This is a genomic window from Actinophytocola xanthii (genome assembly GCF_001921205.1).
In the GTDB taxonomy this organism is placed as follows: domain Bacteria; phylum Actinomycetota; class Actinomycetes; order Mycobacteriales; family Pseudonocardiaceae; genus Actinophytocola; species Actinophytocola xanthii.
In genome coordinates, this window is record NZ_MSIE01000075.1 from 11,794 (window position 1) to 33,450 (window position 21,657).

Sequence of the window (21,657 nt, forward strand, 5' to 3'; positions counted from 1 at the left end):
GGTGTGCTGGGTGTCGGTCGGGGTCGGGCGCGTCCGTCGCGCGGGCCGCTCCCACATCCGGTGGATCTCCTGTGCATCAACGGTTCCACCGCAGGACCGGCGGTGGCCCCGCCCTCAGCGGGCACCCGTTCGGGGCATCCTGTTGTTCCCCGGCTGTTCACCCAGCGCGACCACCCCGGGTGTGCCGAACGGCAGGTGCCCTTGACCCGATCGGCCGGCCCTCTGCGTACGCTCTCCCCGTGCCGAGCATTGCCTACTTCGGACCGCAGGGGACGTTCTCCGAGCAGGCCGCGCGGGCCCATGCCGGGGATGAGGACGCGCTGGTGCCGATGCGGACGGTTCCGCTCGCGCTCGCGGCCGTCCGGGCGGGCGAGGCCGACATCGCCTGCGTACCGGTGGAGAACTCCGTCGAGGGAGCGGTCTCGGCGACCATGGACGCACTGGCCGTCGACGAGCCGCTGGTCGCCGTCGCCGAGGTGGTGCTGCCGGTGCGGTTCTCGGTGTTGGTGCGCCCGGGCCTGGCGGCCGAGGAGGTGCGCACGGTGGCCAGCCACCCGCACGCCCTGGCGCAGGTGCAGGGCTGGCTCGGCGAGCACCTGCCGGCCGCGTCGCCCACCGCCGCCACCTCGACCGCCGCCGCGGCGGTCGGCGTGCTCGAGGGGGAGTGGGACGCCGCCGTCACCGCGCCGGTCGCCGCGTCGCACTACGCCCTGTCCGTGCTCGCCACGGATGTGGCCGATGTGGACGGCGCGATGACGCGCTTCCTGTTGCTGCGCCGCCCGGGCGAGCTGCCCGCGCCGACCGGGTCGGACCGGACCTCGATCGTCGTGGTCGCGGCCGCGGAACGCACGGGCGTGCTCGCCGAGATGCTCACCGAGCTCGCCCTGCGCGGCATCAACCTCACCCGCATCGAGTCCCGTCCGCACCAGGGCCAGCTCGGCCGGTACCGCTTCTACCTCGACCTCGACGGCCACGTCGTCGAGCAGCGGGTCGGGGACGCGCTCGCCGCGCTACACCGGCGTTGTCAGGAGCTGCGCTTCCTCGGCTCCTACCCGAAGGCCGAACCTTCCCTCGCCGGCGCGGCCGTCCTGACCGGCAACACCGACCACGACTACGCGGCGGCGGGGGAGTGGCTCGCCGCCGTGCGCGGCGGCAGCACGCCCTAGGCTAGAGGTCCGCGCAGAGCTCCTTGACACGTGTCGCCGCCCGCTCTATCTCGTCCCGGTCGAAGTTCCGCACGGCTCGGGCGGCCTGCTCCAACGCGTCTGCCAGCTCGCGGTACTCGGGTTCCCGCGCGGCCAGCGACGGTGCTACCTCGGTGACGCCCCACCGCCGCAGCTCCTCCACCGGGGTGTCCTCGCCGGGGATCTCGGTGCGTTCGATGATCCCGCAGACGGCCTCCGCGTCGGCGTCCGTGCCTTCGTCGGCGGCCACTGCCCAGGCGAGCCCCAGGCTGCCGGCGCCGAGCACCACCCCGGCGAGCAGCCCGAAGAGCATCAGCTGCGCGCGTCCGGGGCCGCCTGGTTCCGGGAGCGCCGGCTGGGGTGGTGGCAGGTCGGTCATGGAGCGTTCTCCTAGGGCGAAAACGACTGGGGTGCCGGGAATCCTGGCCCAGATCGGGTGGCGGCGGGAGTAAATCGCACGGATTTGTCCGTCCTTGGGTCTAGGCTCCTGCCACCATCGAAACGGCCTCCTGGGGGGATCACATGCCATCGACCGCGTCCGACGTCGCGGTACGCGCGGAGGCCCTGGTCAAGACCTTCGGGTCGACCCGGGCACTGGACGGCATCGACCTGGAGATCCCGACCGGGACGGTGCTCGGCCTGCTTGGTCCCAACGGCGCCGGGAAGACGACGGCCGTGCGCATCCTGACCACGCTGCTGCGTCCCGACTCCGGCCGGGCGTGGGTGGCCGGGCACGACGTGCTCGCCGAGCCGGACGCGGTCCGCCGGGCGATCGGCCTGTCCGGCCAGTACGCGGCGGTGGACGAGAACCTCACCGGCTTCGAGAACCTGTATCTGGTGGGCCGCCTGTACGGCAAGAACAAACCCGACGCCCGGGCGCGGGCCAGGGAGCTGATCGGCCGGTTCCGCCTCGACGACGCCGCCGACCGCCCGGCCAAGACCTACTCCGGCGGCATGCGGCGCCGGCTCGACCTGGCCGGTGCCCTGGTGGCCGAGCCGCTCGTGGTTCTGCTCGACGAGCCGACGACCGGGCTCGACCCGCGCGGCCGGCTGGACACCTGGGAGGTGATCGGCGAGCTGGTCGCCGAGGGCGCCACCGTGCTGCTGACCACCCAGTACCTCGAGGAGGCCGACCAGCTGGCCGACACGATCCTGGTGATCGACCGGGGGCGGGTGATCGCCAGCGGCACGGCGGACCAGCTCAAGGCCGAGATCGGCGGCGAGCGGCTGGAGATCGTCGTCGCCGAGGAGTCCGAGCTGGGCACGGTCAGCCGGGTCCTGACCGAGATCGGCGCCGGCGAGCCGCTGGTCGAGCAGCACAACCGGCGCGCCCAGGTGCTGGTCGACGCGGGGACGAAGTCGCTGATCGAGGCCTTGCGTCGGCTCGACGCGGACGGCGTCGTGGTGCTCGACGTGAGCCTGCACCGTCCGACGCTCGACGACGTGTTCCTGTCGCTGACCGGCCACGCGGTCGAGGAGCCGGCTGTCGCCGGCAGCTCCAAGGAGGAGGCGAAGTGACGGTCCTGTCCCAGGGCATCCGCGACGGCGGGATCATCGCCTGGCGCAACCTGCTCAACGTGCGGCGCAACGTGGACTGGTTGTTCGCCGCCGTCATCCAGCCGATCATGTTCGTGCTGCTGTTCGCCTACGTCTTCGGTGGCGCGCTCGGCGGGGGGCAGTACCGCGAGTTCCTCATCGCCGGGATCTTCGTGCAGACGACCGCGTTCAACTCCGCTTTCACGGTGATCGGCCTCTGCAACGACCTGCAGAAGGGCATCATCGACCGCTTCCGGTCGCTTCCCATGTCGCGCCTCGCGGTGTTGCTCGGTCGGACCACCTCGGACATGGTGGTCAGCTCGATGGCCCTGCTGATCATGTCCCTGTGCGGCCTGCTCGTGGGCTGGCGCATCCGCGGCAGCGTGCTCGACGCGGTGGTGGCCTACCTGGTGCTGTTGCTGTTCGGGTTCGCCATGTCCTGGATCGGCGCGCTGATCGGCCTGTCCGCACCGAGCGTCGAGGTGGCCCAGAGCGCCGGCCTGATGTGGCTCTTCCCGGTCTCGTTCATCTCCTCCGCATTCGTCGGCGCCGGCACGATGCCAGGCCCTCTGGCAGCCATTGCCGAGTGGAACCCCTTCACCGCGGTCATTCAGTCGGTCCGCGATCTCTTCGGCAACGAGGCCCCGCCCGGCATGGCCCCGCCGGCGGGCTGGCCGGCGGACAACGCCCTGCTCTACGCGGTGCTGTCCTCGGTGCTGATCCTGGCGGTGTTCGTGCCGTTGTCGGTGGCGAAGTACCGCCGGGTGGCGAGCAAGTAGTCGGGAGTTCGGTCGAGCACGATCCCGAAGTGCTCGCGGTAGGCGGCGAGCACCTGGTCCTCGTCGGTGAGCCGGGTCTCGGTGCGGGTTCCGCCGACCGTGCGGATCAGGCGCGTACCGGCCAGCGTGATCCGACCGTTCGCCGTGGGCAGCGAACACGTCGGGCCGTGGGTGAAGTGCGAGTCCGGCGAGGTCTGCTGCCACCAGCAGGTCGGACCGAAGTCGGCGAGCCGCCGCGCCCGTGGCTCCACCCGGTAGCGCGGTGTGCCGTCCTGCAGCACGTCGACCTCCCCCTCGCCCGCGTCCACGACCAGGAACTCGCCTTCGGGGTCCAGCTGCGGGTCCGGCCAGTCCAGCCGGAGCGGACGGCGGGCGTGCGCGCCGAAGCCCACGTCGACCAGGTACCGCTGCTCGAGGTCCACCCGCAGCGCAAGGTGGTCGAACGGGTGGGTGAGCCCGTTCGGCGTGTGCACCAGCGCGGACAGCAGCGTCACCTCGAACCCGAGGGCGCGCAGCAGCGCGGCGAACAGCCCGTTGAGCTCGTAGCAGAACCCGCCCCGTCGCCGGTCGACGATCTTGTCCACCAGCGCGTCCTCGGTCAGCACGACAGGTTCGCCCAGGTGGATCGAGAGGTTCTCGAACGGCACCGTTTCCAGGTGCCTCGCCTGCAGCTCCACCAGGAGGTCCGCGGTCGGTGCGCCGGGCCGGCGCACGCCGATCCGGTCCAGGTACCGCCGCACTGTCCGCTCGTCCATGCCTCCACGTTGCATGCTCGACCGGGGTGGAGGTCAAGCACCGGCACGTGGTGTTTCCGCCGGTGGGACGGTGACGTCGGAAGTGTTGACGCCGGCCGTTGCTCCGCCGCTAATGAGTGTTCCCATGAATACGCGCTTTCGTCACGATCGAGGAAACGGTTCGATGTGTTGGGAATGACCTGACGACCCGTTGCACTTCGTGCTGTCCTCGCTCGTCAGAGGCGATCTCGGCAGGAGGTGTGTGCACCGTGGACGTGTTTCTCCTTGTGTCCGGTTGTTTGGTCTCACTTTCTTTCGTCATCCGTTTGCTGGTCGTCCGGAGGCGCGTTCGCGAACTCGACCGGGATTTCTCCCTGGAGTTGGTGTGCACCCGCGTCCGCGCGCTGGAGGTTGCCGCGGCCGCCGCTCGCGGCATCATGTGGCAGGTCGAGTTCACCGCCAACGGCCTGTACACGCGGCACATCGTCGCCGGCAACGTCGTTCACGTCGCGCTGTCCGACCATCCCGACCGGCCCGGCCGCTGCGCGGCGAAGATATGGACGAGGTGTCGCCTGGCCGACGACGGGGTGTTCTTTCTCCGGGCGAAGTCGGTGCTCGACACGCGTCGCAAGCGGGACCGGGTCCTGCGACAACTGTCCGCCCACGCCGCCGTGGCCGGGCGCGCGGCTCCGATCGGGTAACCGTTTGTTGTTACCCAAACGCGGGTAGTAGGTGTGCGGAAGCAACCCCGCCGGGGGTCAGCCGTCCTTATCTACAGAAGCATCCAGTGGAGTCGGGGCCAGGTCTGGAGGCAAGGACGAATGCGACGGAACACGTTCGTGGTCGCGGGTGGTATCGCGCTGGTGGTGCTGCTGGCAGGGTGCGACGGCCAGAACACCGGCGCGGAAACGCCGGAAGTGCCATCGGTGAGTGGGGCGGCAACGCCGTCCTCGGTCGCTCCACCCAGCGGACCGGCATCCTCGGGAGTGCCGGCCTCCTCGGAGGCGGCTCCGCCGCCCGCGAGCAACAGCACGCCCAAGCCGGCGAGCAATCCCGCGGAGTGCAAGGTCGCCGACCTCGAGCTGAGCCTGGCCGACGGCGAGGGCACTGCCGGGAGGGTGTACCGCCAGCTGCGGTTCACCAACGTCGGTGGGCGAACGTGCACCATCCAGGGTTTCCCGGGTGTGTCCTACGTGACCGGCGAGGACGGGCAACAGGTCGGCCAGCCCGCGTTCCGCGAGGGCGCCAAGGGGCAGGCGATCTCGCTGAAGCCCGGTCGGACGGTGTTCGCGCCGCTCGGCTTCGTCCAGGTGCGCAACTTCGACCCGGCGGTCTGCAAGCCGACCCCGGTCCGCGGCCTGCGGGTGTACCCGCCCCACGAGTACGACTCGATGTTCGTGCCGGCGCCCGGTACCGGCTGTGCCGGCAACCCCCCGGGCCACCAGCTCGTGGTCAGGACGATTCAGTAGTCATCAGGCCTGTTCGCCAGGCCCATGCGGCGACCTCGACGCGGTTGCGGGCACCGATCTTGGCCTGCACCGCGGCGAGGTGCGTCTTGACCGTCGACAGCGACAGGTAGAGCTCGGTTCCGATCTCGGTGTTGGTCAGCCCTCGGGCCGCCGCACGCACCACGTCCAGCTCTCGTTCGGTCAGTGGCTCGGCCGGTTGCTCGACGGCTGTGGGGGTGGGGGCGGCGCTGGCGAAGTGCCGGAGCAGCCGGACGGTGATCTGCGGGGACACCAGCGCGTCGCCGCGAACCGCCGCGCGGACGGCCTCCAACAGCAGCGCCGGCCCGGCGTCCTTGAGCAGGAAGCCGTTCGCGCCGTTGGACAGCGCCGCGTTGACGTACTCGTCGAGGTCGAACGTCGTGACAACGACGACCTTCAGCGGGTCGGCCACGCCCGGGCCGGCGAGGGCCCTGGTGACCTCGAGGCCGTCCATGCCGGGCATGCGGATGTCCAGCAGGCACACGTCCGGTCGCAGCTCCCTGGCCTTGGTGACCGCGGACACCCCGTCCGGGACGTCGGCCACCACCTCGATGTCCTCCTGGGTCTCGAGGATCATGCGGAAGCCGGCTCGCACCATCTCCTGGTCATCCGCGATCAACACCCTGATCATCAGCCCTCTTTCCGCAGGGGCAGCCATGCCTCGACCGACCATCCGACGTAACCGCTCGGCCCGGCCTCGAACCGGCCGCCGAGCAGCTCCACCCGTTCCCGCATGCCGACCAGACCGTAGCCGCCGGAGCCGCCGACGGGGTTGACCGGTCGTGTGGCTCCGTCATCGACGACCCGGATGTGCAGCTGGTCGTCGAGCTGGGCCACCCGGACCCGCACCTCGGTGGCGTCCGGCGCGTGCTTGCCGACGTTGGTCAGCGACTCCTGCACCAGTCGCAGGACCGACCGGCCTACCTCGTGCGGCAGCGGCGCGACCAGGTGCAGGTCGAGGTCGACCGGGGGGCCGACGAAGTGCTCCACCACCGCGTGGAGGTCCGCGTTGAGGTCGGTCGTCGCCTGGCCGGCCACCCCGTCCGCGGCTGTTCCGTCGCGGAGGCTGCCGACCAGGGTGCGCATCGCGGTGAGCGCCTCGGTGCCGCTTCGCTCGATCTTCTCGAGGGCCGTGACGGCGACGTCCGGGTTCTTCTCGGCGACCAGCAGTGCGGCCTGAGCCTGCACCACGATGCCGGTGACGTGGTGGGCCACCACGTCGTGCAGCTCTCGGGCCAGGGCCATCCGCTCACTTTGTTGGGCGGAGTTGACCGCGGCACGCACGGTCTGGTTTCGCTCCCGGTCCCGGGCCCGGAAGTACCAGCCGGTCACGACGGCCACGCCGAGCAGGAACAGCAGCACCAGCCCGGTCTCCGCGTCGCCGATGAAGTCCATCGAGCGCGTGCCGATGCTGAAGGCGTTCGCCACCGCCAGGGCGGCCGTGGCCCAGGCGGCGTTGCGGCGGGGCAGGTAGCGGACCGCATAGGCGATCAGCGCCATCGAGGCGGCCAGGTTCGAGAACGGCACCAGCCAGGCGCCGTTGGACTGGATGGCGCCGAGCGCGGGAAGCAGGACGATGGCCGCAGCCGCGACGAGCGCGTTGCGCAGGGGGTACCTGGGTGCGAAGAAGGCGCAGACACCGGCGACGGCGCCGCTGAAGAGGTAGACAACGCCGGTGCGGTCGGCCTGGTTGATCTCCAGCAGTCCGATGACCGCCAGCGCCGCTCCGAGCGGCCACTGCTTGCGGACCAACGCGATCATCTCGGTCTCGACCCGCTGCTCGCGGGTTCGCCGCAGGAAGAGACCGGCGCCCACGCTCGCGGCGAGCAACACGAGCCCGAAGACGCCGGTCGTCAGCATCGCGCGGGTCTCGAGCATGTTGGAGAACTCGCCCCCGGACGGAGTGCAGGCGAGCAGGCCGCACTCGCTCACGCCTCGAGCGAGGATCGCGCACCAACAGGCGCCGACCAGCGCGAGCGTGCCCCAGATCGCGCCGGCCGGCCTGGCACGCCAGACCACGAGGACCGTCAGCGCGGTGCCGGACACCAGTTCGGTGAGCGTGACGTGGTCCAGCCCGATCGAGTGGACCGACGCCCCGACCACCCAGAGGATCGCCGAGGACAGGACCATGACTGCCGCGCCGAGGGCCGCGCCCAGTGCCGCGTGTCGAATGCCGAGGTACGCGCACAGTGCCATGGCCGCCGCGCCGGGCAGCGCCAGCACGCCGTCCCCGGAGCGCAGGGAGTCGCTGGACGCTCCCGCGATCAGCAGGTCGAACAGGAAGACGACGCCCAGGATCGCCGCCAGCCAGCGGTGCGGCACCGGTATCGGTGTCATGACCGGGAAGGTATTGCAGGACGCGTCCGGTCGCCTCGGCCAACCGGCGCCCGGAGGTCGGCCGATCGGCCAGGTATCGAGGCCGGCGCGCCGACCAGTCGACCGGCGCGCGCCGTCCCTTCGACCGATCCGCCACCCACCCCTCCGGAGCGAAGCTGTGAGCAGGACGTTTAGCGGAGGTGGAAGATGTTGCAAGCGATTGCGGTGTGGGCCGGTGCGGCGGTGGCCCTGGGGGTGCTGCTGATCATGGCCCTGGGGCCGGTCATCGTGGAGGCCGACGCGTGGTTGTTCGAGCGCCGGCACAGTCGCCGGCGGCAGCGTCGGGCGGCTCGTCGAGCGGCTCGTCGTGCCGCCCGCGCGGCCCTGTCGGCACCGGAGCCCGTGGCGGCCAAGCCCGCGACGGTGTGAGGCGCGGCCTACTTGGCGGCGTCGAGCACCGTGGAGACCAGACCCGGGAACCGCGCGTCCAGCTCGTCGAGACGCAGCGTGTTCATGCGCTGCCGGCCCTCGTCGTACTGGCGCAGGATGCCGGCCTTGCGCAGGGCACGGAAGTGATGGCTGAGCGTGGAGGCCGCGACCGGGAGCCCGAACGTGCCGCAGGCGCGGTCACCCTCCGCGAGCAGCATGCGCACGATCGTGCGCCGCGTGGGGTCGGCGAGCGCGTGTAGGACGTCGTCGAGCTCGACGGCGTCGATCTCCGGGTGGGCGACCGACGCCCACCGGCCGAGTGGCACCGGTGGTCCTCCTTGCGAGTTTCTGGAGCTACCGAAAACCCTACTCCTCGCTCGGCGTGTTTCCGTCCAGATCGCCGGTGGCACGGACCCCACCTGGCCGCGCCACCGGCCAAAGCCCTAGAACAGCGCGATCAGGACGAGAATGACGATCACGGCGATCACGATCGGCACAATGGGCAGACCGGGCGACCGGCGGTAGTGACTGCGAACCCGAGTACTACCGAAAAGCCCAGTCCGACGGCGGTGACTTCTGACCCACGGCATGTCTCGCTCCTGACGTGGCCGGTGTTCCTACGGGGACCGAAAAGGGAGTAACCCCGGGAAACGGCGCCTATGCCACTTTCGGGTGGACAGACTCCACTCGGCGTAGCAGGAGGACCCGTTCGGCTCATGCCGGGCAACGTGGTGGCCGGCGGCTGCCCTGGCGACAGCCGCCGGAGCTCAGCGGGCGACGGTGCGGCGAAGGCGGGTCAGCGCCCGGTGCTGGGCCACCCGGACGGCGTCGGGAGTCGTGCCGACGGCGTCGGCGGTCTCCTGGGCGGTCATGCCCAGGACGACGCGCATGATCAGGATTTCTCGCTGCCGGGGGAGGAGCGTGCGGAGCAGGCCGCCGGTCTGCTCCACGAGCTCCCGCCGGAGCGCGATCTGCTCGGGGCTCTCCTCCACGTCGGGTAGGTCGGGGGTCTCGGCGGTGGGGAGGGAGCGGTCCCTGGCCGCCGCCCGGTGGACGTCGGCGACCTTGTGCGCGGCGACGCCGAACACGAACGACAGGAACGGCCGACCGAGGTGGCGGTAGGTGGGCAGGGCGCGGAACACGGCCAGGCACACCTCCTGGGCGACGTCGTCGGGGGAGTTGACCGGACGCATCCGGCCGAGCTTGCCCCGGCAGTACCGGACCATGATCGGACGCAGGAAGGCGAGCAGCTCGTCGGTTGCCGCGGCGTCGCCGGCGGAGGCGGCCGCGGCAACCGCGTCGATGTTCCCCCGGGTGACCGGGCGCGTCCATGCCGTGGACACGGTGGGCAGAGCGCTGAGTTCCGCCTCGAGATCGGCCAGGGCCTCGTCGGGCTCGACAGTGCACAACATTCGGTGCCTCCAAGGGGTGCCCCGGGGGTTGTGGGTCACACCAAGAGAGCACGCACGGCCGGCACAAATACGTCTGTTGCCAACTTCACTCCCCGCTGGCCCAAACTGTCGCCCTTTCGGGCAAACGCGCAGGACGCGGGGTGTCCGGCCGGTTACCGTCAGCGCCGGGTGACGAGCACGTCGACGCGCACCAGGTGGTGGTCGGAGGCGTCGTTGAGCCGGGCGAGGGGGGAGTCGGAGGTGGGCCAGAACACCTCTCCGCCGACCGGGGCGAGCCCTCGCGACGGGAGTACGTAGTCGACCCGCAGGTTGCCCGGCGCCTGGTCGTTGAAGTCGGCCGTGTCGAAGTACGGGTTGGTCCGGTGGCCGGCGTTGGCGCCGCCCTGCTCCCGGGCCGCGAGATAGCCGCCTCGGCTGCCCGGCCAGGTGTCGATGACCCGCGGCGCGTGCAGCAGCTGCTGGATGGCGCCCGGCACGCTGTCCCCGTCGCGGGGGTCGGAGTTGTTGTCACCCGCGACGACGAACCGCTCGCCGGCGGCCAGCCCGCCGCGGCGCCCGTTGTCGTCGTAGATGTAGCGCCCCTTGCCCGGCGTGACGTAGTCGGCCCAGAACCGGATCTCGTCGTGGTTGCGGGTGCCGTTGCGGTCCTCGGGGCCGTCGAAGGTGGGCGGCGTCGGGTGCGAAACGAGGAAGTGCACGACCGAGCGGCCGACGCGGACGGGCACGTCCCAGTGCGACTTCGAGGACAGTCGCAGCACCTGGAGGATCTCCGGCGAGTACCAGTCGCGGGCGGCGGGGGTGGCGGGGTCGTCGGGCAGCATCGCGCCCGGCATGTCGGCCCACCGGAAGGTCTGGAAGGTCCGCACGTCGTTGCGTGCGATGGGGTACTTGGAGAGGACGAGCATCCCGTACTGCCCCTCGAACAGGCCGAATCCGTGCGCGTCGTCCCCGGTGCCGACCCGGCCGTCCCGGTTCAGGTCGAAGCCGGTCGGCACGCCGGTGTTGGACGGCGCGACGAAGGCGTACGGGTAGTCGATCGGCCGGGCGCCGTTCTGCCCGCGTTCGAGGTAGTTGTCCCGGAAGAGGTCGGCGGCCCGGTTGTTCGGGACGTAGTCGAACTCGTTGATCAGCAGGACGTCGGGCCGGTTGCGCTGGATCACCTCGGCGACCTCGCGGGCCTGCGCGTTGTCCGGGGTGGACAGGTCGGTCACGAGCTGCCCGGCGGCGCCGCGGTTGAGCGAGGCGTTGAAGGTGGCGAACCGGACCGCGGGTTGGTGCTCACGGTCGGCCTGCGCAGCGGGAGCCGCCAGGACCCCGGCGGCGAGAGCCAGGGCGGGGAGCAACAGCAGTCGGCCACGGTTCATTCGTCCACCTCCGGGGTCGCGCGCCACCCTGACATGCCGTGGCCACGAACGGGTGATCTCCGAGTGAACACCGTACGGCTCGGGCCCGCGATCGCGCCTGCCGAACCGCCCTTGCCGTGGATCGTGGGGCGATACCGTGAGCGACGTGGTCGAGTCGCGGGAGGCCGGTGGCAGGACGGTCAAGAGCGAGGCGACGCGGACTCTGATTGTCGAGACCGCGTTGCGCCTGTTCCAGGAGCACGGGTACGCGAAGACCACGATGCGGGCCATCGCCAGGGAGGCGGGTGTCTCCGTGGGTAACGCCTACTACTACTTCAGCTCGAAGGAGCAGCTCGTCCAGGGGTTCTACGACCGGATAACCGAGCTGCACGAGCAGGCCTGCGCGGAGGTCCTGCGCACCGAGCGGGAGTTCGCGACCCGGCTGCGGGCGGTGATGCACGGGTGGATCGACGTGGCCGCGCCCTATCACGAGTTCGGCAAGCAGTTCTTCGTCAACGCCGTCGACCCGGAGAGCCCGCTGAGCCCGTTCTCCGCCGAGTCGAGCCCCGCCCGAGAGTCCCAGATCGCCCTGCACCGGCGGGTGCTCGACGGTTCCACGGTCAAGGTCGACACCGAGCTGCGCCCTGAGCTGCCGGAGCTGCTCTGGCTTTACGAGATGGGCGTGGTCCTCTTCTGGGTGCACGACCGGTCGCCGCAGTGCCGGAAGACCCGGCTCCTGGTGGACCGGACCGTTCCGCTGATCAACCGGGTTGTCGGCCTGTCCCGGCTCCGCCTGCTGCGCCCGGTGACCAGGGAGATCGTTCAGCTGGTCGGTGAGCTGTCCCGCCCCGACGCTTGACAGGTGAGGGCCTAGCCGTCAATCTACCAACGGTAACTGTTACGGCAGGTAACACTATCGGGGACGGTGGTCCAGCATGGCGCGCACGCTGCAACCGAAGGACCGTGAAGTCACCGCCGAGCGACTGCTCGACTCGTCCGCCCGCAACTCCTACTCGCCGGAGTTGGACATCGACTGGGCGGCGCCGCTGCAGGACGGTAAGGCGTTCATGCCGTTCGAGCGGGTGTCGCTCTACGGAACTGACCTGTGGGAGGGGCTCACCCACGAGCAGCGAGTGGAGCTGTCCCGGCACGAGATCGCGAGTATGGCCAGCGTGGGGCTCTGGTTCGAGATCGTGTTGATGCAGCTCCTGGCGCGCTACGTGTACGACCTCGACCCGACCACGGCGCATGCCCAGTACGCGCTCACGGAGCTGGGTGACGAGACCCGGCACTCGATCATGTTCGCGAAGGCCGTGAGCAAGACGGGGGCGCCGCCCTACGGCCCGAATCGGGTGGTGAAGGCTCTCGGCCGGGTGTTCGGGGGTGTCGCGAGCGGACCGCCGATGTTCGCCTCGGTGCTGGTGGCCGAGGAGACCACGGACCGCGTGCAGCGGTCGATGATGGACGACCCGGACATCCAGCCGATGATCAGGATGGTCAACCGGATCCATGTGATCGAGGAGGCCAGGCACGTCCGCTTTGCGCGCGAGGAGGTGGTGCGCGGGCTGAAGGGCGTGGGCCGGCTCCGGCTCGAGTTCTACCGGCTTGTGACGGCCCTGACCGCCCGGGCCGTGGTGGACTGCATGATTCACCCGAAGGTGTACGCCGCTGTCGGCATCGATCCGCGCGAGGGACGGAAGGCCGCGCTCGCCAACCCCCACCACCAGCAGCATCGCCGGTGGATGTCGGAGAAGGTCGTCGAGTTCCTCACCGAGGTGGGGTTGATCGGTGGGTCCAGCAGGTGGCTCTGGAAGCGCGGCTACCTCGTCTGATCGGAAACCGTTCGACCAGGTGTTTAGCGTGGAGACATGGCACCGACGACGATCCCGGGACGGCACGTTGACATTCGCCTGTGGACTCGACCGGAGACGGTCGAGGACCAGGCCATGCGCCAACTGCAGAACATCTCCGCGCTGCCCTGGGCCTTCAAGCACGTCGCGGTGATGCCCGACGTGCACTTTGGCAAGGGCGCGACGGTCGGCTCGGTGATCGCGATGCGCGACGCGGTGTCGCCGGCGGCGGTCGGCGTGGACATCGGGTGCGGAATGACCGCGGTGCGCACGTCGCTGCGCGCGGAGGACCTGCCGGACGACCTGAGCCGCCTCCGGTCGGGCGTCGAACGCGCGGTCCCGGTCGGCCGCGACCAGCACCGCGCGACCGCGTTCGGCGAGCGGGACGCGGCGGACTGGGACGCGTTCTGGCGCCGGTTCGACGAGCTGACGCCGGTGGTGCGGTCGAACGTGGGCCGGGCCCTACACCAGATGGGCACCCTCGGCGGCGGGAACCATTTCATTGAGATCTGCCTGGACACGGACAAGCAGGTGTGGGTGATGCTGCACTCGGGTTCCCGGGGGATCGGGAACCTTCTCGCCCAGCACCACATCGAGGTGGCCCAGCGGCTGGCGCACAACCAGTCGTTGCCGGACCCGGATCTGGCGGTGTTCTTGGCGAACACTCCCCAGATGGCCGCATACCGGCACGACCTGTACTGGGCTCAGGACTACGCCCGCCGCAACCGCACGGTGATGCTGCGGTTGGTGTGCGACGTACTGCGGCGACAGTTCCCGACGGTGAAGTTCGACGAGCCGATTTCGGCGCACCACAACTATGTGGCGGAGGAGACCCATTTCGGGGAGGAGGTGCTCGTGACCCGCAAGGGCGCGATCCGAGCGGGTCGGGGAGACCTCGGAATCATCCCCGGTTCCATGGGCACGGGCTCCTACATCGTGCGCGGCCTCGGAAACCCGGACTCGTTCGAGTCGGCCTCCCACGGCGCCGGCCGCCGGATGTCGAGAACCCAGGCACGCAAGAAGTTCACCGAAGCGGACCTGGCCGCCCAGACGGCGGGCGTGGAGTGCCGAAAGGACTCGGGGGTGGTCGACGAGATCCCCGGCGCCTACAAGGACATCGACGAGGTCATCGACAACCAGCGCGACCTGGTAGAGGTAGTGGCGAAGCTGAAGCAGGTCGTCTGCGTCAAGGGTTGACGGAGCCCACCAGGCGCCGCCGTTCGCCCCACCCCCAGCCCTCCGGTCCGGTGCGAATGGATCTTCCGTTCGCGCCGGACCAAGGCCTTTTCAGAACACTGTGTTCAGAGGGCGCACGCCGCGCTGCTCAGACCCAGGCCCGCATCCGGCCGAGCCCGCCCGCCGTCCCCAAGCTGGACCAGGCAGACATAGGCCGCCCGGTCCCTTCCCATCTCGCCACAACGCAGCCCAGCACTCGCTGCATTCACTCGTTGGCGAGATCGAAGGACGGAGTGCCGAGCGGTGGCCGGACCCTCGCCCCCCGACCACAACCACTCCCCAGGTCCCGGACGGAGTGCCGAGGGAGTGGCTGGGGTACTGCCGGCACCAGTCGGTGAGCAGGACCTGTCGGAGTGGCCAGAGTGGCCCTGCGGTCGAGCGCGAATCTGCAGGGCCACACCTGGCCTGGACCTTCCCGCTCGGACCGGCGAGGTAGCGCAGGCCCTCGCCGGAGACCGTCAGCCGGTCGCTCTCACCGGCCACAACGCTGTCTGGGCGTGGTCGTTGTGGGCGTCTGTTCAGCGTTTCCAGAAGTTCTTTCGGGGGTTGGGCCTGGGCTTGCTGAAGGTGTTGAGCGTCGCTATGGCCATGAACCAGAGGGAATCGGCCATGTTCGGGTTGTCGGTTGGCTTGGCGAGGTCCTTGGCCAGGGCGGCCAGGGAGGTGCGGGCCAGCTCGTCCTCGCCGGTCTGCTTCCAGTGGTCGAGGAGGGCGAAGATGCGCTCGGCGAGGGCGGCGAGCAGGGCCGCGCGTGCCCAGACATCCTTTTTGTCGTCGGCGAGCAGTGCGCGCCGTTCGTTGATCGCGAAGTCGATCAGCGTGGGCGGGGAAGTGGGCATTGCCGGAGGAGTTGGTTGTGCCTGGGGTGGGTGCACGTCGGGTTGCTGCGGTTTGCGGCCGCGGGCCTTTCCTTTCAGCGGATCCGGGGCGAGGTCCGCGGCGGTGGGACGGGGTGGGAGCCGACGGCCGACGGTGGGGCGAGGATGCGCGCTCTCGGCGACGTAGGTGGTCGCCGCCGGAGCGGCGGGGGACGGTGCGAACGCCAGGGGGACGCCCCGGCCCATGGGGGCACTGGCACTGGCACTGAAGTTGGAGCCGAAGAGGGCCTGAGGCTCCCACCCGCTTGGTAGGTCGACGGGCTGCGTCACCCGGTGCACCTGGCCGGATTCGTTGACCACGCGCTCGTCGACCGCCACGAAGGCGGTGAAACGGCACAGCACGCCGAACCCGAGCGAGGTCTCGACGATCCGCTTCTCCAGGTGGGACTGGTCGCCGGTGCCGGATACGTAGCGATCCTCCAGGTCCCGGATCCTCGACCTGGCCCACAGCGCGCTCAACGCCTGGTTGTCGCTGCGGCTGGCTTCGACCGAGACCTCCCAGCCCTGATCGTTGGTGACCGTGACCGTTCCGCTGGGTTCCCCGGTGTACCGGCCCGTCAACACCAGAGGCACGCCTTCGAACAGGTCGGGCACCGGGAACGGAGCGAACGAGTCGGCGTCCACCGCGAGGCCGGACGAGGTGAGCCGCAGCCCAGTGACGACGGGGGCCGCGATGCGGCGATGGATGTGCTGCATGACCTCGTCCAGGCGGTCCTCGGACTCGACCAGCTCGCAGCGCCCGTGGGCACCCGCCAGGCGCTGCAGGAACGCCTCGTTCACTGCCCGGTCGACACCGACCGTGTGCACCCGGACGCCCTGGAGCTCCGGTGACAACCGTTGCAACACCTGGTCCTCGTTGCCGACCTGCCCATCGGTGACGAGGACGAGCACCCTGTCCTGGGTGCTGTCGGCCCCGAGCAGAGCCGCGGCTCTGGTCAGCGGCTCCAGCATCTGCGTTCCGCCGTAGGCGTCCACCGTGCCCAGGAACTCGACGGCGCGGAAACGGTTGCGATCGCTGGCCTCCACCAGGCCCTCGCCCAGCGACGGCGGCGTGACGACGACGTTGTCGAACGCGAGCACCGCGAACCGGTCCGCTGTGTTCAGCGTGTCGATGATGCGGGCGGCCGCACGCCGGGCGGCCACCATCTTCCAGCCCTTCATCGAGCCCGAACGGTCGAGCACGAGCACCACGTCTCGGGGGGTCGCCTTCGCCGACGCCGTGGGTGGCAGGACCGTCAGTGCGAACGTGCCCCCGGTGCCCGAATCAGACGAGTCGGGACGCACGGCCAGCGACGAGCGGATCGCCGTGTCGTCGGTGAAGGTCAGGCGCAGCAGGAAGTCACGGTCGGCACGTTCCCCCGGCTCGAGGCGGACCCGCAGGCCGCCGCTGTCGTCCGCGGTGGTGGCGGTCGAGTGGAGGCTTGTCGAGACACCGGCGAGTGGAAGGCCGGCCGGGTCGATGTCGACCGCTACGGAAAGGTTCACCGGATTCGGAAAACCGGGCAGTAACACGGGCGGACTGATCCTCGAGGCGTCCGGGACGGCGTCCGTGTCCTGCGCGACGCCGTCACCGACCTGCCCGTCGGGGAGCGGCTCACCAGGGATGAAGCGAGGAGCGACCACCAACGGGAACCGGAACGTCGCGGACCCGTCCTCGTAGGCGAGGGCGCCGGCCAGCGTCACGTGCACGCTGACCCGCTCTCCGGGCATGATGTTGCCGACCCGCATCGTGAACACGCCGGGCCGTTCCTCCTCGGCGATCGAGGCACGCTTGCCCTCCGCGACGGCCTGGTCGTAGTCGGCTCGGGCTGCTTCTCGCTCCTTGAGCACGCCTTGGACGATGCGCCCGTCGGCCTCCATCCGCAGGGCTGTAACCGCGGCCCGGGGCGGCAGCGGGAAGATGAAGGTGGCCTCCAGCGGCTCGCTGTGGGGGTTGCGAAAGCCCTGCGTCAGCTCGATGGCCGAGGCCAACCCGGTGAGTGCGGCCCGAATGTCGATCGTGTCCAGCGGAAGGTTGCCCCGCTCGGTCCGCAGGCACCCGAGCCCGTCGTCGTCGCTGGGGCTGGTCGGCGCCTCGGTCAGGTCCATGAGGTCGACGCGCATGTTCATCGGCGTTCCTTTCCTGCGGAGGACGCCAGACCGAGTCGGTCCAGCAGGTCAAGCAACGGGGCGGCGGCCGCCGCCACGGCGGCCAGTTCGTCGGGCTCGAGTGGGCGGGCGGCGGTGTCGAGCACGACCGTGACTCCATCGCCGAGACGAATCCCGTAAGCGGTCGAGGCCGCTGGCACTGGTTCGTGAGAGCGCGCTGGCCCGCTGACAGTGACAGTGTCATCGTCGGCGACGACACTGTTGGCGTCGGAGGTGGGGGTATGGGTCGCCGTCCGCCAGAACGCCCCGACGCGGACCGGTTCACGCGTCCAGGACACGTCGATCGGGGAGACCTGGGCGATCTCGGCGAGCTGTCGGTTGCTCGCGCCCACGAGTTCTTCCTGGATCTCGGCGAGGGTGCGTCCGGCGGCCTGAAGGCGTTTCACGGCGGCGAGTTGGAGCAGGTGGCGGGGGCCGTACAGTGCAGTGCGACCTCGCGCTGCGACGGGCCGGTCGACCAGGCCGATCGTCGTGTACCACCGGATGGTGCGACGGTTCGGCAGCTCCCGAACCCGGCCGTTCGACTGCCCGTCGTAGTTGCCCGACAGCAGTTCGGCCACTTGGTCCGGGAGCTGTTCGATGGTCCACAACTCCTCGGTCATACTGCAATCTTGACAGTTAACGATGACAGTGTCAAGGTTGCAGTATGGCTCCCATCGACAAGATCGCCTGGATCCACCTGGTGAACGGCAGGGTTCTCAGTACCCGCTCCCGCGGCAAGGACGTCTTCTACCTGCCCGGAGGTAAGCGCGAGCCGGGGGAGACCGATCTCCAGACCCTCGCCCGGGAGATCGACGAGGAGCTCTCGGTCGCCATCATCCCGGACAGCGCGGCTCACGCGGGCACGTTCGAGGCGCAGGCTCACGGTCATGCGGCGGGCACCACTGTGCGCATGACCTGCTACACGGCCGACTACCGCGGCACACTCGCGCCCAGTAGCGAGATCGCCGAGCTCGTCTGGCTCACCTATGCCGACCGGCCCCGCGTGTCCCCGGTCGACCAGGCGATCTTCGACCATCTCTTTCAGGCCGGGCGGCTCTCGTGACTCCGGACTCGCAGGGCTCAGCCCCAGCCCAGCTCGTGCAGCCTGGCGTCGTCGATGCCGAAGTGGTGGGCGATCTCGTGTACGACGGTGATCGCGACCTCCTCCACCACGTCCTCCTCGGTCTGGCAGATGTCCAGGATCGCCTCGCGGTAGATCGTGATCCGGTCCGGAAGGACGCCGCCGTAGGTCGACGTACGCTCGGTGAGCGCCACGCCGTGGTAGAGGCCCAACAGGGTCGGCTGCTCGGGGTCCCGGTCCTCCACCAGGATGACGACGTTGTCCATCGCCGCCGCGAACTCGTCGGGGATCAGGTCCAGGGCGTCGCCGACGAGCTCCTCGAAGCGTTGGCGGGACATCTCCACCGACAACGGGTCACCGGCCGGTGCTGGAGGGCGCGGTGGACGGCGTGGACGGCGTCGACGAGGGAGCCTTCTCCGCCGCGACGCTGCCGCGGACCGGGCGCAGGGCTCCGTCCGGCTGGCGTGCTCCGACCTTGCAGTTCACCAGGTGGGACCCCGCGTCCCAGCTCTCCTTCTTCAATGTGTCGGAGTACAGCGAGAGCTGCGTCGCCGCCAGGTTCGCGTTCCCCGTGTACTTGTTCGCCACCGGTGGGCACAGGTCGACCAGCTTCTCGCGCTGGTCCGCCTCCGCCGGGTACGTCTTCGGGTCGAATGTCTTGCTCAGGTCGACCACCCCGACCACCTCGTAGGCGTGCGCCCGGTCGCAGTCGACCGGATCCCCGACCTCGCCTTCGACCAGCGCGAAGCACGTTCCCGGCTCGTACACGTTCGACTGGTCCTGCTCGGCCGCCGCCCCCTTGGTCTGCATCAGCCGGTCGGCCGACGGCGTCACCCGCTGGAGCCCGCACCGCAGTTGGCGGTCCCCCTCACGCCACTGTTCGGCACTCGGCTTCAACGCACCGGGCGTGTACTTGCCGAACGGGTCCAGCGCCCCGCCGAGGTACTTCGCGGCCTCCGCGGTGCACTTGTCGGTGACGATCTGCTGCCACTCCTGCGTGGCCGGCGGCGGCGAATTGGGGCCGTACTCGCCCTTGATCTCGACGTTGCTCGTGACCTCGAACGTGTGCGGCTTGTCGCAAGGGACTCGGCGCATGTTCTGCGGCTTGTCGTGCGGCCAGTCAAGGCACGTGCCCGGAGGTGAGTCGAATGCCTCGGCCGCTTCCTCGACCGCGGTGTCCGCCGTGCCCTCCTTCACCGACACCGGCCAGGAGAACAGCATGCTGCCACTCAGCACGGCCAGCGCACCGATGAACGCACCGGCCATGACCAAGCGGGTACGCACAGTGCTTCCCCGAGAGCCCATTGGTCTGCCTCGTTCACTCCTACTGCCCATGACGGCGTCCATCATGCCAGCGACCACTCCAGGCGTCGGGGCGAACCGCATTGTGGCCCTCGATCCGCGTCGGCCGATACGCTCCGGCGGTGATCGACCTGAGGACATTGCGGGAGAACCCGGCGGCAGTACGTGCTTCCCAGCGCGCCCGCGGCGAGGACGAAGGCCTGGTCGATGCCCTGCTGGCAGCCGACGACCGCCGCCGGGCGGTCGTCGCGAGGGCCGACGCGCTCCGCGCCGAGCAGAAGCAGCTCGGCAAGCAGGTCGGCCGGGCCCGCGGCGAGGAGCGTGACCGGCTGCTCGCCCGCGGCAAGGAGCTGGCCGCCGACGTCCGCGCCGCGGAGGCGGAGCAGTCGGAGGCCGACGCCGACCTGGCCGAGCGGCACCTTGCCGTGTCCAACGTCGTCCACCCGGAGGCTCCCGCCGGCGGCGAGGAGGACTACGTGGTGGTCAAGGAGGTCGGCACCCCACCGACCTTCGACTTCGAGCCTGCCGACCACCTCGACCTCGGCGTGCGTCTCGGCGCACTGGACACCGAGCGTGGTGCGAAGGTGTCCGGCGCGCGCTTCTACTTCCTCACCGGGGTCGGCGCCCAGCTGCAGCTCGCCCTGCTCAACCTCGCCGCGGCGCAGGCAACCGCGAACGGCTTCACGCTGATGATCCCGCCGGTGCTGGTCCGGCCGGACATCATGGCGGGCACCGGCTTCCTCGGCGCCCACGCTGCGGAGGTCTACCGGCTCGCCGAGGACGACCTCTACCTGGTCGGCACGTCGGAGGTCGCGCTGGCCGGCTACCACGCGGACGAGATCCTCGACCTCTCCGCAGGCCCGCGCCGCTACGCCGGCTGGTCCTCCTGCTTCCGCCGCGAGGCCGGCTCCTATGGCAAGGACACCCGGGGGATCATCCGGGTGCACCAGTTCGACAAGGTCGAGATGTTCGTCTACTGCCGCCCGGAGGACGCCGAGGCCGAGCACGCCCGGCTGCTGGCCTGGGAGGAGCAGATGCTCGCGACCATCGAGGTCCCCTATCGGGTGATTGACGTGGCCACGGGAGACCTCGGCAGCAGCGCGGCCCGCAAGTTCGACTGCGAGGCCTGGCTGCCCAGCCAGCAGCGATACCTCGAGCTCACCTCGACCTCGAACTGCACCACGTTCCAGGCCCGCCGCCTGTCCGCGCGCTACCGGGACGAGAACAACCGACCGCAGGTCGCGGCCACCCTCAACGGCACGCTGGCCACCACGCGCTGGCTGGTGGCACTGCTCGAGAACCACCAGCAGCCCGACGGCTCGGTTCGGGTGCCGGAGGCGCTGCGCCCGTTCCTCGGCCGGGACGTGCTCACACCGTGAATTCGCTCGCTCCGCCGGGCTCCGCCTCCTATCGTGCCCGCATGCACCGCATGTTTCCGATCACCCCGCCGCCCCGCGCCTGAGCGGGGTGATCCAGCGACGGACACGGCCGACTCCGACCGCGCTGACGCCGCCGAAGCTGACCGTGATCGAGCAGTTGACGACCGGCTGGGCAGCGTGGACGTGGGCCGACCGCTTGGACGGCCGCCGTCCGCTATGGCTCAACACGGACGGCGTGGCTGAGCAACGGCACGGACGGCGTGGCTGAGCATCGGCGTCGCTGAGGACGGTCCGGCGCGGCCGATCAACGGACCACGGGACCACGCGAGCACCCCGCGAACGAGGACATCACCACTCTTCGACTCCGGGAGCGCTCTCCATGTCCACGCGCACGTCCACCTTCCTCCTGGCCTGTGCCGGCCTCCTCTGGGGCACCGGCGGCCTGACCGGCGCCCTCCTCCAGTCCCACGGCGGCCTCGCCCCCATCCCCGTCGCCGCCTATCGGCTGCTTGTCGGCGGGCTCGTCGCCACCGCGACCCTCGCCTGGTTCGGTCGGCTCCACCCCCTCACCGACCCCGCCG

Annotated in this window: 22 protein-coding genes and 1 pseudogene; 12 read left to right on the top strand and 11 right to left on the bottom strand. The window is 70.2% G+C overall.

Annotation, left to right across the window (positions count from 1 at the left end):
• Positions 1–239: 239 nt before the first annotated feature.
• Positions 240–1,166, top strand: a complete 927-nt coding sequence (gene pheA / locus BU204_RS31505) for a prephenate dehydratase (protein ID WP_075129440.1) — start codon at positions 240–242, stop codon at positions 1,164–1,166.
• Position 1,167: 1 nt separating this feature from the next.
• Here pheA and BU204_RS31510 read toward each other — a convergent pair whose 3' ends face one another.
• The gene (locus BU204_RS31510) at positions 1,168–1,563 is read right to left on the bottom strand and encodes a hypothetical protein (RefSeq protein WP_075129441.1); all 396 of its coding nucleotides are present in this window, start codon (positions 1,561–1,563) and stop codon (positions 1,168–1,170) included.
• Between the two features lie 143 nt (positions 1,564–1,706).
• On the opposite strand from BU204_RS31510, the gene BU204_RS31515 reads away from it, so the two are divergent.
• Positions 1,707–2,702 (top strand): ATP-binding cassette domain-containing protein, encoded by a 996-nt coding sequence (locus tag BU204_RS31515; protein WP_075129442.1) that lies wholly within the window; start codon positions 1,707–1,709, stop codon positions 2,700–2,702.
• Positions 2,699–3,499 carry an ABC transporter permease gene (locus tag BU204_RS31520; protein ID WP_075129443.1) on the top strand — a complete coding sequence of 267 codons (801 nt, stop codon included), beginning with the start codon at positions 2,699–2,701 and terminating at the stop codon, positions 3,497–3,499. Before BU204_RS31515 ends, BU204_RS31520 begins: the two co-directional genes overlap by 4 nt.
• On the opposite strand, the gene BU204_RS31525 is transcribed toward BU204_RS31520, so the two are convergent.
• Positions 3,415–4,254, bottom strand: coding sequence for an arylamine N-acetyltransferase family protein (locus BU204_RS31525; protein ID WP_075129444.1), 840 nt, complete (start codon positions 4,252–4,254; stop codon positions 3,415–3,417). The two genes, BU204_RS31520 and BU204_RS31525, sit on opposite strands and share 85 nt — an antisense overlap.
• Positions 4,255–4,616: 362 nt before the next feature.
• Between BU204_RS31525 and BU204_RS31530 the strand changes: the two genes are divergently transcribed.
• The gene (locus BU204_RS31530; protein ID WP_143229891.1) at positions 4,617–4,934 is read left to right on the top strand and encodes a hypothetical protein; all 318 of its coding nucleotides are present in this window, start codon (positions 4,617–4,619) and stop codon (positions 4,932–4,934) included.
• Between the two features lie 120 nt (positions 4,935–5,054).
• Positions 5,055–5,702, top strand: coding sequence for a DUF4232 domain-containing protein (locus BU204_RS31535; protein WP_075129446.1), 648 nt, complete (start codon positions 5,055–5,057; stop codon positions 5,700–5,702).
• Here BU204_RS31535 and BU204_RS31540 read toward each other — a convergent pair.
• Both BU204_RS31540 and BU204_RS31545 read right to left on the bottom strand, forming a co-directional pair.
• Entirely contained in the window at positions 5,686–6,351 is a 666-nt protein-coding gene (locus BU204_RS31540; protein WP_075129447.1) for a response regulator, read from the bottom strand. The genes BU204_RS31535 and BU204_RS31540 overlap by 17 nt on opposite strands.
• Entirely contained in the window at positions 6,351–8,057 is a 1,707-nt protein-coding gene (locus BU204_RS31545) for a sensor histidine kinase (protein ID WP_075129448.1), read from the bottom strand. Before BU204_RS31545 ends, BU204_RS31540 begins: the two co-directional genes overlap by 1 nt.
• A gap of 186 nt (positions 8,058–8,243) precedes the next feature.
• On the opposite strand from BU204_RS31545, the gene BU204_RS31550 reads away from it, so the two are divergent.
• Positions 8,244–8,465 carry a hypothetical protein gene (locus BU204_RS31550; RefSeq protein WP_143229892.1) on the top strand — a complete coding sequence of 74 codons (222 nt, stop codon included), beginning with the start codon at positions 8,244–8,246 and terminating at the stop codon, positions 8,463–8,465.
• Between the two features lie 8 nt (positions 8,466–8,473).
• Here BU204_RS31550 and BU204_RS31555 read toward each other — a convergent pair whose 3' ends face one another.
• The 3 genes from BU204_RS31555 to BU204_RS31565 all read right to left on the bottom strand — a co-directional run bounded on the left by BU204_RS31555 (position 8,474) and on the right by BU204_RS31565 (position 11,241).
• On the bottom strand, positions 8,474–8,791 hold the full coding sequence (locus BU204_RS31555) for an ArsR/SmtB family transcription factor (protein ID WP_075129450.1): 318 nt from the start codon (positions 8,789–8,791) through the stop codon (positions 8,474–8,476).
• Between the two features lie 441 nt (positions 8,792–9,232).
• Positions 9,233–9,877, bottom strand: a complete 645-nt coding sequence (gene shbA, locus BU204_RS31560; RefSeq protein ID WP_083661807.1) for an RNA polymerase sigma factor ShbA — start codon at positions 9,875–9,877, stop codon at positions 9,233–9,235.
• Positions 9,878–10,035: 158 nt separating this feature from the next.
• Positions 10,036–11,241 (bottom strand): endonuclease/exonuclease/phosphatase family protein, encoded by a 1,206-nt coding sequence (locus BU204_RS31565; protein ID WP_075129451.1) that lies wholly within the window; start codon positions 11,239–11,241, stop codon positions 10,036–10,038.
• A 145-nt stretch (positions 11,242–11,386) separates the two neighbouring features.
• On the opposite strand from BU204_RS31565, the gene BU204_RS31570 reads away from it, so the two are divergent.
• From BU204_RS31570 to BU204_RS31580, 3 genes are all read left to right on the top strand, one after another.
• On the top strand, positions 11,387–12,079 hold the full coding sequence (locus BU204_RS31570; RefSeq protein WP_075129464.1) for a TetR/AcrR family transcriptional regulator: 693 nt from the start codon (positions 11,387–11,389) through the stop codon (positions 12,077–12,079).
• Positions 12,080–12,155: 76 nt separating this feature from the next.
• On the top strand, positions 12,156–13,052 hold the full coding sequence (locus BU204_RS31575) for an AurF N-oxygenase family protein (protein ID WP_075129452.1): 897 nt from the start codon (positions 12,156–12,158) through the stop codon (positions 13,050–13,052).
• 36 nt (positions 13,053–13,088) lie between these two features.
• On the top strand, positions 13,089–14,267 hold the full coding sequence (locus tag BU204_RS31580) for an RtcB family protein (protein ID WP_075129453.1): 1,179 nt from the start codon (positions 13,089–13,091) through the stop codon (positions 14,265–14,267).
• Between the two features lie 557 nt (positions 14,268–14,824).
• Here BU204_RS31580 and BU204_RS31585 read toward each other — a convergent pair.
• Complete coding sequence (locus tag BU204_RS31585) at positions 14,825–17,293, bottom strand: VIT domain-containing protein (RefSeq protein WP_075129454.1); 2,469 nt, start codon at positions 17,291–17,293, stop codon at positions 14,825–14,827.
• Positions 17,290–17,934 (bottom strand): helix-turn-helix domain-containing protein, encoded by a 645-nt coding sequence (locus tag BU204_RS31590; RefSeq protein ID WP_075129455.1) that lies wholly within the window; start codon positions 17,932–17,934, stop codon positions 17,290–17,292. The genes BU204_RS31585 and BU204_RS31590 overlap by 4 nt, the downstream gene beginning before the upstream one ends.
• A 44-nt stretch (positions 17,935–17,978) precedes the next feature.
• On the opposite strand from BU204_RS31590, the gene BU204_RS31595 reads away from it, so the two are divergent.
• Entirely contained in the window at positions 17,979–18,377 is a 399-nt protein-coding gene (locus BU204_RS31595) for an NUDIX hydrolase (protein WP_075129456.1), read from the top strand.
• A 17-nt stretch (positions 18,378–18,394) separates the two neighbouring features.
• On the opposite strand, the gene BU204_RS31600 is transcribed toward BU204_RS31595, so the two are convergent.
• On the bottom strand, positions 18,395–18,745 hold the full coding sequence (locus BU204_RS31600) for a metallopeptidase family protein (RefSeq protein WP_075129457.1): 351 nt from the start codon (positions 18,743–18,745) through the stop codon (positions 18,395–18,397).
• Between the two features lie 4 nt (positions 18,746–18,749).
• A complete protein-coding gene (locus BU204_RS31605) occupies positions 18,750–19,679 on the bottom strand; it encodes a septum formation family protein (protein WP_158073543.1) in 930 nt (309 codons plus the stop codon).
• Positions 19,680–19,819: 140 nt separating this feature from the next.
• Between BU204_RS31605 and serS the strand changes: the two genes are divergently transcribed.
• Both serS and BU204_RS31615 read left to right on the top strand, forming a co-directional pair.
• Entirely contained in the window at positions 19,820–21,076 is a 1,257-nt protein-coding gene (serS, locus tag BU204_RS31610) for a serine--tRNA ligase (protein WP_075129459.1), read from the top strand.
• Positions 21,077–21,455: 379 nt separating this feature from the next.
• Positions 21,456–21,657 (top strand): annotated as a pseudogene (locus BU204_RS31615) (EamA/RhaT family transporter); the annotation flags it as partial.

Coding starts and splice junctions, on each gene's coding strand:
- BU204_RS31510 (WP_075129441.1), bottom strand. CDS start 1,563: ATGACCGACCTGCCACCACCCCAGCCGGCGCTCCCGGAACCAGGCGGC.
- BU204_RS31515 (WP_075129442.1), top strand. CDS start 1,707: ATGCCATCGACCGCGTCCGACGTCGCGGTACGCGCGGAGGCCCTGGTC.
- BU204_RS31525 (WP_075129444.1), bottom strand. CDS start 4,254: ATGGACGAGCGGACAGTGCGGCGGTACCTGGACCGGATCGGCGTGCGC.
- BU204_RS31535 (WP_075129446.1), top strand. CDS start 5,055: ATGCGACGGAACACGTTCGTGGTCGCGGGTGGTATCGCGCTGGTGGTG.
- BU204_RS31540 (WP_075129447.1), bottom strand. CDS start 6,351: ATGATCAGGGTGTTGATCGCGGATGACCAGGAGATGGTGCGAGCCGGC.
- BU204_RS31545 (WP_075129448.1), bottom strand. CDS start 8,057: ATGACACCGATACCGGTGCCGCACCGCTGGCTGGCGGCGATCCTGGGC.
- BU204_RS31550 (WP_143229892.1), top strand. CDS start 8,244: ATGTTGCAAGCGATTGCGGTGTGGGCCGGTGCGGCGGTGGCCCTGGGG.
- shbA (WP_083661807.1), bottom strand. CDS start 9,877: ATGTTGTGCACTGTCGAGCCCGACGAGGCCCTGGCCGATCTCGAGGCG.
- BU204_RS31565 (WP_075129451.1), bottom strand. CDS start 11,241: ATGAACCGTGGCCGACTGCTGTTGCTCCCCGCCCTGGCTCTCGCCGCC.
- BU204_RS31575 (WP_075129452.1), top strand. CDS start 12,156: ATGGCGCGCACGCTGCAACCGAAGGACCGTGAAGTCACCGCCGAGCGA.
- BU204_RS31580 (WP_075129453.1), top strand. CDS start 13,089: ATGGCACCGACGACGATCCCGGGACGGCACGTTGACATTCGCCTGTGG.
- BU204_RS31585 (WP_075129454.1), bottom strand. CDS start 17,293: ATGAACATGCGCGTCGACCTCATGGACCTGACCGAGGCGCCGACCAGC.
- BU204_RS31590 (WP_075129455.1), bottom strand. CDS start 17,934: ATGACCGAGGAGTTGTGGACCATCGAACAGCTCCCGGACCAAGTGGCC.
- BU204_RS31595 (WP_075129456.1), top strand. CDS start 17,979: ATGGCTCCCATCGACAAGATCGCCTGGATCCACCTGGTGAACGGCAGG.